11 protein-coding genes are annotated in these 14,894 nt (G+C 70.1%); 3 read left to right on the top strand and 8 right to left on the bottom strand.

What is annotated here, in order from left to right:
- Window positions 1-41: 41 nt before the first annotated feature.
- The 3 genes from D7X30_RS15410 to D7X30_RS15400 form a co-directional block, all read right to left on the bottom strand.
- A complete protein-coding gene (locus D7X30_RS15410; RefSeq protein WP_120563660.1) occupies window positions 42-1,322 on the bottom strand; it encodes an MFS transporter in 1,281 nt (426 codons plus the stop codon).
- Between the two features lie 11 nt (window positions 1,323-1,333).
- Window positions 1,334-2,071, bottom strand: a complete 738-nt coding sequence (locus tag D7X30_RS15405; RefSeq protein ID WP_120563659.1) for a dienelactone hydrolase family protein — start codon at window positions 2,069-2,071, stop codon at window positions 1,334-1,336.
- Between the two features lie 129 nt (window positions 2,072-2,200).
- The gene (locus D7X30_RS15400; RefSeq protein WP_120563658.1) at window positions 2,201-3,067 is read right to left on the bottom strand and encodes a hypothetical protein; all 867 of its coding nucleotides are present in this window, start codon (window positions 3,065-3,067) and stop codon (window positions 2,201-2,203) included.
- Window positions 3,068-3,376: 309 nt separating this feature from the next.
- On the opposite strand from D7X30_RS15400, the gene D7X30_RS15395 reads away from it, so the two are divergent.
- The 3 genes from D7X30_RS15395 to D7X30_RS15385 all read left to right on the top strand — a co-directional run bounded on the left by D7X30_RS15395 (window position 3,377) and on the right by D7X30_RS15385 (window position 7,521).
- Entirely contained in the window at window positions 3,377-4,492 is a 1,116-nt protein-coding gene (locus tag D7X30_RS15395) for an alpha/beta fold hydrolase (RefSeq protein ID WP_120563657.1), read from the top strand.
- 18 nt (window positions 4,493-4,510) lie between these two features.
- Window positions 4,511-5,026, top strand: a complete 516-nt coding sequence (locus D7X30_RS15390) for a GNAT family N-acetyltransferase (protein WP_120563656.1) — start codon at window positions 4,511-4,513, stop codon at window positions 5,024-5,026.
- An 83-nt stretch (window positions 5,027-5,109) separates the two neighbouring features.
- Window positions 5,110-7,521, top strand: a complete 2,412-nt coding sequence (locus D7X30_RS15385) for a hypothetical protein (protein ID WP_147443199.1) — start codon at window positions 5,110-5,112, stop codon at window positions 7,519-7,521.
- Between the two features lie 56 nt (window positions 7,522-7,577).
- Here D7X30_RS15385 and D7X30_RS15380 read toward each other — a convergent pair whose 3' ends face one another.
- From D7X30_RS15380 to D7X30_RS15360, 5 genes are all read right to left on the bottom strand, one after another.
- Entirely contained in the window at window positions 7,578-10,010 is a 2,433-nt protein-coding gene (locus D7X30_RS15380; RefSeq protein ID WP_120563654.1) for an ABC transporter permease, read from the bottom strand.
- Window positions 10,011-10,208: 198 nt separating this feature from the next.
- The gene (locus D7X30_RS15375; protein WP_120563653.1) at window positions 10,209-12,932 is read right to left on the bottom strand and encodes a PQQ-dependent sugar dehydrogenase; all 2,724 of its coding nucleotides are present in this window, start codon (window positions 12,930-12,932) and stop codon (window positions 10,209-10,211) included.
- Window positions 12,933-12,987: 55 nt separating this feature from the next.
- The gene (locus tag D7X30_RS15370) at window positions 12,988-13,524 is read right to left on the bottom strand and encodes a hypothetical protein (RefSeq protein ID WP_120563652.1); all 537 of its coding nucleotides are present in this window, start codon (window positions 13,522-13,524) and stop codon (window positions 12,988-12,990) included.
- Window positions 13,525-13,621: 97 nt separating this feature from the next.
- Window positions 13,622-14,158, bottom strand: coding sequence for a hypothetical protein (locus D7X30_RS15365; RefSeq protein ID WP_120563651.1), 537 nt, complete (start codon window positions 14,156-14,158; stop codon window positions 13,622-13,624).
- Between the two features lie 176 nt (window positions 14,159-14,334).
- Entirely contained in the window at window positions 14,335-14,889 is a 555-nt protein-coding gene (locus D7X30_RS15360; protein WP_120563768.1) for a hypothetical protein, read from the bottom strand.
- Window positions 14,890-14,894 lie beyond the last annotated feature (5 nt).

Genomic DNA, 14,894 nt, shown 5'->3' with positions numbered 1-14,894 from the left:
ATAGCACGTCCCGCCTGGGGCAGGCATTGCCAGCAGGCGCTTCAGGACGCGGCGTCAATGCGGCTGTGGCGCCGCGTGTCTGGCATCACCGTGTAGACCAGCAGCGAGCAGAAGATGCAGGCCGTGACGTACCAGAAGAACCACGGCTCGTGCCCGGCCAGCTTCAGACGCGTGCCCACGTACTCCGCGGTGCCGCCGAAGAGGGACACCGTCAGCGCGTAGGGCAGCCCCACGCCCAGGGCGCGGATGCGCGCCGGGAACAGCTCCGCCTTCACCACGGCGTTGATGGACGTGTAGCCGGAGAGGATGACCAGCGCGGCGAGCACCAGCAGGAACGCGGTGAAGGCGTCCCGCGTCCGCGTCAGCGCCGTGAGCAGCGGCACCGTGCACAGCGTGCCCAGCACACCGAACCCCATCAGCACCGGCCTGCGCCCCACGCGGTCGGAGACGTACCCCAGCACCGGCTGGAGGAACATGTAGAGGAACAGCGAGCCCGCGGAGATGAGCGTGGCCTCGTCCCGCGTCAGCCCCACGGAGTTCACCAGGAACTTCTGCATGTAGACGGTGTAGGTGTAGAAGGCCAGCGTCCCGCCCATCGTGAGCCCCACCACGACGGCGATCTCCTTCGGGTGGCGCAAGAACTCCCGCATGGGGTCGTGCTCGGACTTCTTCGCGGCCTCGCGGGTGAAGGCCTCCGTCTCCACCATGTTGCGGCGCATGTAGAAGCCGAAGATGGCCAGCGCCGCGCCAATGCCAAACGGGATGCGCCAGCCCCAGGCCTCCAGCTGCGGGCCCGTCAACACCAGCCGCTGCAACACCAGCAGCGTCAGCGTGGCCAGCAGCTGCCCCATGATGAGCGTGACGTACTGGAAGGAGCTGTAGAAGCCTCGGTGGCGGGAGGTGGCCACCTCGCTCAGGTAGGTGGCGCTGGTGCCGTACTCGCCGCCCAGGGAGAGGCCCTGGAGCAGCCGCGCGAGCATCAGCACCACGGGCGCCGCCACGCCGATGCGCGCGTACGTGGGGCACACGGCGATGATCAGCGAGCCCAGGCACATCAGCGTGACGGACAACGTCAGCGCGGACCTGCGGCCCTGGCGGTCCGCGTAGAGCCCCATCAACCACCCGCCCACCGGCCGGATGAGGAAGCCCAGCGCGAACACCCCGGCGGTGTTGAGCTGCTGCACCAGCGGATCCGCGTCCGGGAAGAACGCCTGCGCGAAGTACAGCGAGAACGCCGAGTAGACGTAGAAGTCGTACCACTCGATGAGGTTGCCCACCGAGCCGCCGAAGATGGAGAGCAGCCGCTGCCGCACGGGGGACATCGGGTGGGGGCTCAGGCCTTCAGCGTGCGGCCGAACAGGTCCTCGAGCCGGCTCCAGTGCGTCTCCGCGACCTCCGCGTTGAACTGGGGCGTGCCCGGCACCGAATAGCCGTGCTGCGCGCCGGGGTAGAGCTCCGAGCGGTACTTCACGCCCGCGTCCTTCAGCGCCGCCTCCAGCGTGCGGATGGCGTCCGCGGGCATGGAGTTGTCCTGGTCCGCGTGGCCGAAGTACAGCTCGGCCTTCACCTGGCTCACCAGACGGTGGGGACTGTCGGGCGCATCCGTGGCCAGGCGGCCGCCGTGGGAGGACGCCACCGCGCCGATGCGGTCCGGGAAGTCCGCGCCCATGCGCACCGCGATGCCGCCGCTGAAGCAGTAGCCGGCCACGCCCGCCTTCGGGCCCTTCACGAAGGGCTGCCGGGCGAGGAAGTCCAATTCAGCGCCCGCGTCCAGCTTCAGCCGTTCCGGCGTCAGCGTGCCGATGAGTCCGTAGATGCGCTTGCGGAACGCCTCATCCGCGAAGGTGCCCTTGAGGTCCAGCTTCGAGGCGGGCGCCTCCCGGTAGAACACGTTGGGCAGCAGCACGACGTAGCCGGACTTCGACAGGCGCCGGGCCATCTCCTCGGAGACGGGCCGGACGCCAAAGGCATCCGGAATCATGATGACCGCCGGCCACGGTCCCGAGCCCTCCGGCTGGAAGAGCTTCGCGTCCATCACTCCATCCGCGGTCTTGATGTCGACGTCCTGCATGGCGTGGGTGACCTCCAGCGCGGGCGGTGCATGCGCCCGGCAGGAGGGTGACACCACACGCGCGGGCGATGCGCCATCCGTTTCGCGGCGGGCCCCCACCGCCCCGCGCGAAACGGACACTTGCTTGGATTACTTGACGCAGTTGCTCCAGCCGCGCTTGCTGTTGCTGACCGTCATCTCCCAGTAGCGGGTGCCGCTGTTGTAGTCGATGGAGACGCCGTCGTTGAAGTCGCTGGTGCTGAAGTTGCCGCCGATGCCAGACAGCAGGCAGGCCACGCCGCCGGGGTTGTAGTCCAGGTTGTGCGTGAAGGTGCCCGGGTAGCCCGCGATCCACAGCCAGCCGCCCTGGGCCGTGGGGACGTCCACGCAGATGGCGCGGGCGCCGCCGGACGCGCCCAGGTTGCCGCCCAGGTACCAGTTGTTGCCGTCGTTCCAGACGCGGGCGTAGTCGGAGTTGGACGTGAAGCCACCCGCGGCCTCCACCTGCGTGAGGAAGCAGCGGCGGTCCGCGGTGACGGCGCCCAGCAGCTTCGCCGCCTGGCCCTTGTACCAGGCCATCTCCGCGGTGCGGTTGGTGGCGGTGTTGAGGCACTGGACGCCCGTGCCCAGCGCCTTGCTGTTGGTGTGGTTGACGAAGAGCTGCCAGTTGCCGGCGTACTGGTACACGCCCGCGCTGGCCCAGCTGGTGCCCTTGAGGTTGCCCTGGATGCCGGTCAGGAAGCAGGTCCGGCCCGTGGAGGTCCCGATGGCGGTGGAGGTCAGGCCGTTGTTGGAGGTGCCCCACCAGTAGGTCCCACCCAGGGTGACAGCCTGCTCGCTCGTCGCGAGGGACGCGTCCTCGGGCGCGACGGGGGTGGCGGTCTCGGTGACGGCCTCGCCCGCGGGGGCCTCGCCCGACAGGGTCTCGTCCATCATCGGGTCGCCGCCACAGCCCACCGCGAAGAGGCAAAGGGGGGCCGCCAGGAACAGCTTTCGCGCGAAGTGATTCGTGTGCATGTCGCTTCTCCGTCCGTCGTTTGGGAATGCCAGCGATGCGTCCGGCTGGCCGGGGTTCGTCCCGGCCGGGTCGCCAGCGGGGAACGTGGCGGGCCATGAGCAACGGGGATGCCAGCGCCGCGTCCCTGGGGCGCGTGTCGAAGGAGGGCTCGGGGAACGGCAAGCCTTGCGCTTCCACGACGCGTGCGGGACGGCAAGGCTTGCACGGACGGCAAGCGTTGCACGGTGGGGCGGCCGGGACGTGTGTCCGGGCGGGGCTCCTGGCAGGATCGCGCAATCAGTCTACGGAGCGGGGAGGGCAAGTTGGGCATGCATCGCGAAGGCGCGGCCGTGGTCCGGACGCTGGTGGTGCTGGGCGCGCTGTTCGGAGCCGGTGCGCGGGCGGAGGTGACGCGCGCGGAGTTCCTGGTGCCGTCAGACGAGGGCATCGAGGTGTCCGTGCGCGAGGTGAAGGACACGGGCATGCAGGTGGCCAACCTGCCGCCGCTCATCCTCCTGCACGGCGCGCGGGTGCCGGGGCGGGCCTCGTTCGATTTGCCCGTCGAGGGCGGCTCCATCGCGGCGGAGCTCGCCCGCGCGGGGCATGCGGTGTACCTCCTGGATGCGCGCGGCTATGGCGGCTCCACGCGGCCCCTGGCCATGAGCACGCCCGCGAAGGGCCGGCCCCTGGTGGGCTCACATGAAGTCGTCCAGGACGTGCACGCGGTGGTGGGCTGGGTGAAGGCGCGCACGGGGCAGCGCCGCGTGGGACTGGTGGGCTGGGCCACGGGAGGTCACTGGGCGGGCATGTACGCCAGCCTCCATCCGGACAACGTCAGCCACCTGGTGATGCTCAACGCGCTGTACGCGGGCAGCGCGGAGCACAAGATGCTGGGCAAGGGTACGGACTTCGAGGACCCGAAGCGGCCGGGGCACTTCAACGCGGAGGGCATTGGCGCCTACCGGTGGAACACGGGTGCGTCGCTGATGGCCGTGTGGGACCGGCAGCTGCCCGCGGAGGAAGAGGAGCGGGTGAAGTGGCGGGACCCGGAGGTGGCGGCGTCGTTCCAGCGCGAGGCGGTCACGAGTGATCCGCTGGGGCCGTCACGCACGCCGTTCGCCTTCCGGGCGCCGTCCGGGGCGCTGGAGGACAGCTTCTATCTGGCCACGGGCCGGCAGCTGTGGGACGGAGCGTCCATCACGGGGAAGGTGCTCATCCTGCGCGCGGAGAACGACTTCTGGAGCCGGCCGGAGGACGTCACGCGCCTCCAGGAGCACCTGAACCACGCCGCCAGCGTGAAGGCCGTGGTGCTCCCGGGCGCGACGCACTTCGTGCACCTGGAGCGGCCGGAGCGGGGCCGCCGCCTGCTCATGGACGAGCTGCTGCGCTTCACCGGCGCCCGCGTCACCCCCGCGCCGAAGCCCCCGAAGCCCGTCGCGCCGTGAGCCGCTAGACTGGTGGGGATGATTTCCATCCGGAGACTCGAACAGGCGACCCTCGACGAGCGAGAGGCGCTGGCCGAACTGCTCATCGACTCCGTGGACGGAGGCGCGTCGGTGGGCTTCCTGCCGCCGCTCTCGCGGGACGTGGCGGTGGAGTACTGGCGGGGCGTGCTCGCGGCGCTGGGGCCGGGGCTGGTGCTCTGGGTCGCGGAGGTGGACGGGCGCATCGCCGGCACCGTGCAGCTCGCGCCGTCGCTGCGTCCCAACGGGCTGCACCGCGCGGAGGTGCAGAAGCTGCTCGTGCACTCGCGGGCCCGCGGACAGGGGCTCGCGTCGCGGCTGCTCCAGGAGGTCGAGCAGTACGCCCGGAGCGCGGGGCGCACGCTGCTGGTGCTCGACACGCTGGCGGGCTCGAAGGCGGAGGCCGTCTATCGGCACTGCCAATGGCAGCGTGCCGGAGAGATTCCAGACTGGGCGCGGCACACCGACGGTGAGCTGCACCCCACGGTCCTCTTCTTCAAGCGCCTCGCGCCCTGACGCTCACGGCACGTGGGGGCAGGGCGGGTCGTCGGGGCAGCGGGATTGAGACTAAGCTGCGCGGACCTGCTCTGGGAGGAACAATGCCAAGAGGCTCCGGTAAGCGCGTGGTGCGCTACGTCCCCATCCGGTACGACGTGCTCGACCCCCGGGCCAATCCCTACACGGTCCGCACGGTCACCCTGGACCTTGGCCAGTGTCTCGGCGCCAAACGCCCCATCCGCGTAGCCCCCCAGAAAGTGAAGCAGGAGGTCTGGAACAACGTCATCTTCCGCTCCGTCACCCGGGACGCCCACGACTTCATCCTGGTGAAGGTTCCCGCCGCGTGCGTGAACGCCGTGCTGAAGAACGGGGTGGAGCTCGACGGCCAGCGCTTCCGGGTGGACCTCATGTCCGGCTCCCTGTTCAAGCCGGATGACCATGATCGCCGCACGCTCATCGGCATCCCAGACGCGGCGAGACAATTCTTCTCGGACCTGCTGGGCTTCGAGGAGTCCGTCTACTACGCGTCGCGGGCACTCTTCGCCCGGCACCTCACGGGGGTCCGGGGCAACATCCGGGGCCGCGCCTATCCCCTCTCGGACGAGCACCCGCCCGTCATCGAGCTGACCCATCGCATCAGCGGCCGGAAGCTGTCCCTCATGGTCCATGACGGTTGGGGCTATGTCCGGGGCTCGGTCGCGCAGGACATGGCGCGCCAGCTCTCCCAGCGCAAGCGGCGCCACAAGCCGGGCGGCAACGCGAACTACCAGATGCTCCAGTGGTTCAAGGACGAGCGGCCCGAGGTGGTCTCCGAGCTGACCTCCTCCGCGAAGCGCCACCTGTCATCTTCCCTGTCGAGCAAGGTGCGATACAGCGCCCTCACGACAGGCCGTCCCACGATGCAGCTCGGCGTGGCGATGCCCACCCCCGGGCGGTGCGTGGTGTTTCCCTCCGGCCAGGAGCGCTTCGAGCCCGCGGCCCAGGGCGGGCTCATCCTCTCGCGCTCACCGGCGGACAAGCCGAACTGCCATCCGGTCCACTGGGATGACGTCGAGACCGTGGGGCCCGCCTCGGACTTTCTCGCCCAGATGGAGTGCCTCCAGTACACGTGGACGGGCTTCGACCGGGGCCACCTGACGTTCTTCAAGGGCATGCTGGGCATCATCCCCGAGGCGTGGTGGCCCGCCGAGTGGGAGAGCCGCAGCGTCATCGTCTGCGCCAAGGATCGCAAGCTCGACGAGCGCTGGACCACCGAGAAGAAACGCGACGAGGCCCATGCGCTCCAGGAGGACTTCCTGCTCGAAGACAGCAGCCTGGTGGCGGTGGACTGGTTCGAGGCGGGGGAGGCCATCGGCGTGCCGTATGACATCCAGTCGTGGCTCGGCGGCGACTACGACGGCGACAAAGTCCAGGTGTTCTTCGAGAAGCACAACCCGCGCCTCTTCCAGCAGGCCGTCGATGAGTTCGACCGCGAGGCGCTCAACCCCAAGCTCGCCAAGCGCTTCAGCCATGCGCCCGGCCGCACGCGCCGGGGGCGGCTGCTGGCCATGACCTCGAAGAACACCGAGTTGTGGTCGGTGATCGCCGCCACGGTGAACGCACTGACGGAGACGCAGCGAGGGAAGCTGGCCACCTCCCTGGGGTTCACGGGGGAGAAGGCGGAGGCCGAGCTCTGGGCGACCATCGAGCGGGGCATCAAGGTCGGGACCGACAGCTACAAGACCTCGGAGGATGTGCGGACCTGGGAAGCGCGCGCCCGCGAATATCAGAAGGTCCTCCGCAAGGAGTTCGGCGCGAGCCGGTTGCCCTACAGCAAGGCCCTGCGCGGGCTCCTCGAACAGACGGCCCAGCCGGTGCTCACCGACCCGGAATGGCGCGGCGTCTACTTCCAGTGCATCAACACCTACCCCCTGCCGCCCCTCCAGGGCACCCTGGCCTTGCGCGGCGTGCCCGTGAGGGTGTTGGGGCATGTGCTCCATCGGCTGCTCCCGGCGGAGCAAAGGACTCCCGAGGCCCTCCAGGGCTTCTTCGAGCAATGGCTCCGCGAGCGCTCCCTTCCCACGGAGGAGGCCCACCGGATCGCCACCAGCCGCGAGGTCCAGGAGATGTTCGCCACGCTCCTCAAGGACTTCGCCCAGGCGGAGGCCGAGCCTGTGAAGAACCGCTCCGCGTATGTGCCGCGGCCCGCGACGCGAGGCTCCCTGGGCTGGAGCAGCCACCTGCGAAACGTCCACGGCTACGTGCCCAAGACCGGAGGGGTGCTCGGCGTGCTGGACGTCCTGTACCTGATGGCGGACTCCGGGGAGGAAGGAGGCCCCGCATCGTTCTGGCAGGCGTATCAGCTTTTCGTCCGGGACCACCCGCAGCACCGCTACAAGCTGTCCCCGGTGGACGTGATTCGCTGGAAGAAAGGCATCTCCCCCACGGGGCTGTACATCGTGGCGGGCCGGGAGGAATGGGCCGAGTACGAGCGCTTCAAGCAACAGCACCCCGAGTTCGAGTACTCGCACTGAGCAGTTCCAAGGCCTACCGGCACCATGTGTCCAATACGGCGGGCTGGGATAGGGGCTCAGTCCGCCCGGAGCACGACCGCGGGGGGCACGTGCGCGGCCCTCCTTGCTGGCAACAGCGCCGCGAGGAACGCCACCGCGCCGAGCACCGCCACCACCAACCCATACGTGAGTGGATCCGTGGGGCGCACGCCGTTGAGCAGGTGCGACAGCGCGCGGCTGGCACCCCATGCGAGCCCCAGCCCCAACACCAACCCCACCGCCGTGAGCCGCAGGTAGTGGCTCAACACCATGCCCATCAGCTGGCCCGCCCTCGCGCCCAATGCCATGCGGATGCCAAGCTCGCGCGTGCGCTGCACCACCGCGTAGGCCACCACCCCGTAGAGCCCCACCGCCGCCAGCACCAGCGCCACCCCCGCGAAGAGGCTCGCCAGCAGGAGATAGAAGCGCAGTGGCGCCACCGTTCCATCCACCACCGACGCCAGTGTCCGCACGCTGCCCAGCGCGAGGTTCGCGTCCAGCCCCCGGACCTCCGCCCGCACCGCCCCGGCCAGCGCGAGCGGCTCTCCTGTCGTGCGCAGCACCAGCGTCATGTCCGTGGTCCGTGCCTGCTCAAAGGGCACGTACACCTCCGGCGCGGCCGGCGCGGCCAGCCCCTCCGTGGCCAGGTTCGCCACCACCCCCACCACCCGGCCTCCGAACGCGCCGTTGCCCAGGTCCATGTCCATGTCCAGCGTGCGGCCCAGCGGGTCCTCTCCCGGCCAGAAGCGGCGCGCCGCCTCCGCGTTGATCAACACCGCGCGCCCACCCGCGCCCCGGTCCTCTGGCAGCAGCCCCCGGCCGCGCAGCACGGGCACCCGCAGCGCCTCCAACGCGCCCGGCGTGACGATGCGCATGCTGGCCTGCCAGGGCTCCGTGCCCGGAGCCACCGGCCGCTGGGGGTCTCGCACCGCGAGCGTCCACCGCTTCCCTTCCATGGGAACTGCATTCACCGCGCCCGCCACGGTCACTCCGGGCAGGCCCCGCAGCCGCTCGAGCAGCCCGTCGTAGAAGGCCGCGGGCGCCGCGCTGCCCATCGCGTAGTGGATGGGTGGAAGGCTCAGCTTCACCGTCAACACGCCCTCCGGCTGGAAGCCCGGGTCGACCCGCCGCAGGTGCACGAAGCTGCGCAGCAGCAGCCCCGCGCTCACCAGCAGCAGCACCGCCAGCGCCGTCTCCGCCACGATGAGCGCCGCGCGGGTGCGGTGGTGGTGCGCGGCGCCGCCCGCGCCCTCGCCCGCGGTCCGCAGCACGCGCGCCAGCTCCACCCGCGACGTCTGCCACGCCGGCACCAGCCCGAAGAGCAGCGTGGTGAACACCGACAGGCCCGCGGTGAACGCCAGCACGGTGCCATCGAGCGACACCTCGTCGATGCGCGGGATGTCCCTGGGCCCGAACGCCGCCAGCGCATCCAGCGCCCACATCGCCGCGAGCAGCCCGGCCCCTCCACCCAGCACCGACAGGAGCGCGCTCTCCATCAGCAGCTCCCGCGCGATGCGCCCCCGGCTGGCGCCCAACGCGAGCCGCACGGACGTCTCCGCCTCGCGCGACGCGGCCCGCGCCAGCAGCAGGTGCATGAGGTTGGCGCACGCGATGAGCAGCACCAGCCCCACCGCGCCCAGCAGCAACAACAACGAGGGACGCACCTGGCCCAGCAGCACGTCGCGCAAGGGCTCCACGCTCGCGCCCATGTCCGCGTTCGTCGCCGGATACCGCGCCGCCAGGCTCCGCGCGACCGCCGCCGCGTCGGCCCTCGCCTGCTCCAGGCTCACGCCGGGCCCCAGCCGCCCATACACCTCCAGCCAGTGCGCGCCGCGCGCCTCCGGCTTCGTCATGGACTCGTCCTGGGTGAGCGGCGTCCACAGCTCCGCGCGCGACGGGAAGTCGAAGTCCGGCGCCATCACGCCCACCACCGTCCAGGGCAGCGGGCCGCCCAGGCTCACCGTGTGCCCCAGCACGTCGGGGCTGCCGCCGAAGCGGCGCTGCCAGAGCGCATGCGACAGCACCGCGACCTGGGGCGCCCCCGGCGCGTCATCCCCGGCCTGGAGCGCGCGGCCCAACTGCACGCGGGGCCCCAACACCTGGAAGAACCCGGCCGTCACCATCGCGGTCTGCACCTTCATCGGCGAGGCCTCCGTCCGGTCCGCCCCGAGCGTCACCATCGCGGGCGCTACACCGGCGAGCCCCTCGAAGGCCCGCGTCTGTTCGCGCAAATCCAACAGGTCCGGCGGCGACGTGGGCCCCGGCCCCTGCCGGCCCACGCTGAACAGCCGCACGAGCCGCGCATCGTCACGCAGGGGCAACGGCCGCAGCAGCACCGCGTGCACCACGCTGAAGATGGCGACGTTGGCGCCAATGCCCAGCGCCAGCGTGGCCACCGCCACAAGGGTGAAGGTGGGGCTGCGACGCAGTCGCCGCAGCGCGAGCAGGAGGTCTTGGAGGAGGAGAGCCATGGCGGACGCCGTTGAGCATGGCGCATGCCAGGGAGCCCGGACAGCCACGCCCAGGCGACAGGGCGGAGGAACTGACCGGCGCTGGGAATCCGCGTCCCGCTTCCGGACACGCGCACGTGCCTTCATGCGGCGCTGACGCGAAAAAAGAACGGGAGGGCATCCGCACGGGCGCCCTCCCGTTGCTATTTCAGCAGGGCATCAGCTCGCGCGTGACCGCTTGCGACGGGTGGCCAGCGCGACGAGCGCCAGCCACGCGAGCGGCGCCACCGGGGCCGCGCCGCAGCCGCAGCCGGAGTCGTCCTGGGGCAGGGGATTGTTCGTGCCCGCGTCCGGGGTCCCCGTGCCGGCATCCGGCTCACCCGCCTCGCAGCTTCCGTCCCCGACACAGACCGTCACCGTGGCCTCGGCGGTCGCGCCCTGCGTGTCCACCACCACGAAGCGCACGGTGTGCGGGCCCGGCGAAAGGCCCGTGGTGTCCCAGAGGGCAGGCGCGCCACCGAAGTAGAAGCGGTTGTCCGGATTGACGTCCGTGTAGACCTGCGTGCCGTCCACGTAGAACCCGGCGCCGGTGCAGCCCACGTCGTCCTCGCACTCGCCGAAGAACTCCGCCGTGGCGCCGGACACGCGCTCGCCCTGGGTGGGGCGGATGAGGATGGCGCGAGGCGGCTCATCCGCCTTCGTGGTGAGGGTGAAGGCCTGCTCCGCGTCCGGCGACACGCCGTTGGCCGCCCGCACGCGCACGTCCACGGTGCCCGCCGCCGACGGCGTCCAGGTGATGAGGCCGGTGGCCGCGTCGATGCTCATACCCTGCGGCACCGTGCCCTCCAGCGAATACGTGGGCTGCGGCCGGCCCACCGCCTCCACGTCGTAGCGGTAGGCGCTCCCCGCCACGGCGGTGGTGACGGGCGTGGAGGTGATGGTGGGCTGGAGCGGTTCGTCATCCACCTCCACGGCCTCCAGCGTGCGCGCGTCCAGGCCGGGCATGGCGAGCGTGATGGTGGCCGTGCCGTCCACGTTGTCCGCGTCCTGCGCCGCCCGGAGCGTGACGGTCTGAGGCGTGTTCCAGTTGGACGCCGTGAACGTGAGCGTGGACGCGGAGGTCACGGTGAGGTCCGGATCCCCCTGCGTGGCCGCCACGGTGACGGTGACGTTCGACGAGGGCCTCAGGGACAGGGACACGTCGAAGGTGGCGGTGCCTCCCTCGGGCACGGAGAGCCGGGTGGTGGACAGCACCAGCCGGGCCGAGTTGGTGTCGATGGTGGTGGCCACTACCGACTCGGTCGTCAGGCCCTCCGAGGCCACCGTGAAGGTGGCGACGTCCGCATCCGCGTCCGCGTCCTCCACCGCCTCAAGCACCACGACCTGCGGCGCGCTCCAGTTCGCGGGGGAGAAGGTGAGGGTGCCACCGCCCGTCAGGCGCAGGTCCTCGGAGCCGCCCATGGCTCGCGCCACGCTCACCGTCACGGGCGCGGTGGGCGCCTGGGCCAGCCGCACGGTGAAGGCCGCGCGCCCGCCCTCCATCAGGCGCAGGTTGAGCCCGGACACGACCAGCTTCTGGCCGGTGGCCGTGGGCATCACCCGGCGCACCACGCCGTTGGTGTACCCCAGCGCGTAGAGCGCGCCATCCGGCCCCACGCTCATGTCCACGTTGGCGGAGAAGCCCGTCCCCCACTCGTCCACCGTCGCCACCGAGTTGTCCGCCGCCAGCGTGGCGCGCGTCACCTGGGCGCTGTTGAAGTCGCCGAAGAAGTAGTTGCCGCGGTACTCCGCCGGGAAGAGGGTGGCGTCGTAGAAGACGCCGCCGGTGATGGAGCCGCCCAGCGCCTGCGTCGTCGCGTTGCCCCCGCCGCTGGTCGCGTCCGGCAGGCCCGGCTGGGCCACGGTGAAAGTGGTGGTGGTGGGCGCGTTGTTGGCGCTGGCGACGTAGAACTCGCCGTTGAAGCTCGCGACCCCCACGCCTTCGAGCGTGAGCTTCTCCCCCTTGCGGAAGCCGTGCGGCGTGGCGGTGGTGAACGTGGTGATGCCCCCGCTGCGCACCGCGCCCGTGGCGGTGAGGTTGCGTGAGTCAACCGAGTTGGTGCGGTACTTGATGACGGGGGTGATGGAGTCGTTCCCGACGGGCTGGTTGTTCTCGTAGTCGTTGTAGCCGGCGTGGCTGCGCCGGGTCACGACGAGGACCTGCTCGTAGCCGTCTCCCACGTCGTTGACCCACAGGAGTCCGGTGGTGGGCTGGAACGTGAAGGTGAACGGGTTTCGCAGGCCGCGCGCCCAGATGTATTCGTTGTTGGGGCCCACGCCGTCGTTGAACGGGTTGTCATTGGCGGGCGTGCCGTCCAGGTTGGCGCGGCCCACCTTGGCCGCCAGCGACGTCAGGTCCGCGTCCACGCCAGTGCCGTTGCCCAGGTCGCCAATGGCCCAATACAGCTTCCCGTCCGGCCCGAAGCCCAGCCCGCCGCCGTCGTGGTTGTTGCCCGCCGTGGGCAGCCGCGTGACGACCTCCGTGCGCGCGATGCCCGTGCCGTTGGAGTCCGTGTAGCGGACGATGCGCTGCTCGGAGGCGGAGACGGTGACGAAGAAGTAGACGTACCGGTTGACCACGTAGTTCGGGTCGAACGCGATGCCGATGAGGCCACACTCGCTGTTGGTGTGGACCGCGGGCTCCGTGGCGAACGTGCGCGTCACCAGCGTGGAGGTGCCGGGCTGCGTCTCCAGCACGCCGTCCTTCATGGCCACCGTCCGCACGACGCCGTTCTTCAGCGTGACGAACAGGCGCCCTGAACCATCCGGCGCCCACGCCATGCCGGTGGCGGGTGTCAGGCTGGTGGACGAATAGCTCGTTTCCACGAAACCAGCCGGTACGGCGGCCCGGGCTGGCGCGGACATCATCAGGAACAACAGTGAGGCCATGAGGGGGGTACGCATGGCCCCGAACCTACCGTACCCGGAGTAGGGCCCGGTGCCCTACCCGGAGGACCCCCTACCGCGTCGCGGTGAAGCTCCGCTTGATGTGGCACTTCACGCTGTTGTCCTCGGAGGAGAGGAGCTCCAGATCATACGTCCCCTCAATGACGGACCTGTCGGTGGCCGACCGGGGCGAGGGCGCGGCCACCGTCGAATCGATCCGGACGGTGCGCCTGACGCTCTTTTCGGTGAGGTACTGCGCGGTGGAGAAGTAGAGCCGCCGTGCGGGCTCACCCTCGTAGTAGGCCGACAGCGTCTCATCGCCGAACTTCGCCGTGACGTAGCTGTCGGACAGGGTCAGCACGAGCGGTCCTTGTGGCAGGCCGAACCCCAATGCCTCGCATCCCTCGCCCGGAGGCGATGAGTCCGCGAACTGGAGCGTGTAGGTGCCCGCGATGGCGCATCCCTCCTCACATTCAGGAACGCCGCTGCTACAGCCCGGGTTCCCCATGCCGCTGCCCATCGTCATCATGCCCACGGCGAGCAGCACGGGGATGCGGAGGAACGTCACGGCCTTCGGGGAACGGGCGCTGCGCGAGGACTCGATGTGCATGAAGGACTCCAGGTGGAACGGGCGGGCGTCAGACTAGCCAACGCCTGCCCTGGTCCGCACCTGGGGTCCGTGGTGTTTCACATCACGACATCATGCGTCACAGCGTGACGTTGCCGGACACCACCTCGGTGAACTTGCAGGGGATGTCGCTGGAGAGCGTGGCGCAGGTGGACGGCTGCGCCGGGGTCCACGTGGTGGCGTTCAGCTTGATGGCCGCCTGCGAACGCTGACGGTAGACGCCCGCCGCGTAGGGCGTGGGGTTCGCCGTCTGGCCACCGAAGTCCGTGTTCGTCTCCGGCCAGCAGCTGCGGCTGCCCGGGATGGCCGTCCAGGTGACCGTGCCCGTGCTGCTCACCGACTTCTGCTCCACGGTGGAGCAGATGTAGATGATGGGGTAGTCCTGGTCGCAATCCCAGGCAGACGCCTGGGCGCTGATGGGGCCACCCACGTCATACGTGTAGGGCTTCGTCGCTTCGACCACGCACGTCGTGCCCGGGATGGCCTTGGTCACCTGGGACTGGACCTGCGCGATGTCGCCGCCAGAGGGGGCCGGCTCCGTTGTTTCCGGCGCGGGGCCACAGGCGCTGAACGCAAGGGCCACCACGGCGAGGCTGCACGTCTTGAGCTTGAACATGTGGGGTGTCTCGGGGGAAATGAACCTGACGCGCTGTCACCGCCCACCGTTTGAATCCCATGCATCAACATGGTTTCCATGTGAGCAGTGACTAGCTTGCCAGCAAGGTAAATCCGTTCATCCCCTGCCGTCCACCCACGCGCGGGGCAGGAGCGTGGGCAGGACACCCCGTGAACTCAGGGCTTGCGGGACGCCACGGCGGGCGCGGCGCTCATCGCCTGGCTGAGCTTCCGGGAACCTTCCGAGAAGGCGCCGCGTGCGATCTCCTGCCCGGAGGTGCCGAGCACCTGGGCGAACACGTGGTCGAACCCCTTCTCCAGGCCCATGGACTTGTGGGGCTCACCCTTGGAGTCCGCGACCATGTAGAGCGACGAGTCCAGCTCGGCGGGCGGTGCCTCGCCCTTCTGGCGGTACAGGTCCTTCATGGCGGCGAGCGACTCGTTGTGGCTCTTGCGGATCTCCCCGCGCGCCATACCCTTGAAGAGGCCCGGGACGTCGCGCAGGTCCACGTGGATGACGACGATGGGCTTCTTCTCACGCACGTCGTAGATGAACTGGGAAGCGCGCTGGCGCAGCTCCTCCTTGGTGCCCTTGTTGGCATACAGCACCAGGGTGGGACGGCCCTGCCCGATGGGGACCTCCTTGCCGAACACGTCCTTGAGTTCAGCGGCGCTGGCCGGGAGAGCTCCCAGCAATCCGAGCAGGCAGGTCAGCAGGGCGGTCTTCTTCATGCAGT

The organism is Corallococcus sp. AB011P (assembly GCF_003611605.1).
Lineage (GTDB): Bacteria > Myxococcota > Myxococcia > Myxococcales > Myxococcaceae > Corallococcus > Corallococcus coralloides.
The sequence above is the reverse complement of the archived record's forward strand: the minus strand, read 5'-3'. Positions and strand labels throughout refer to the sequence as shown.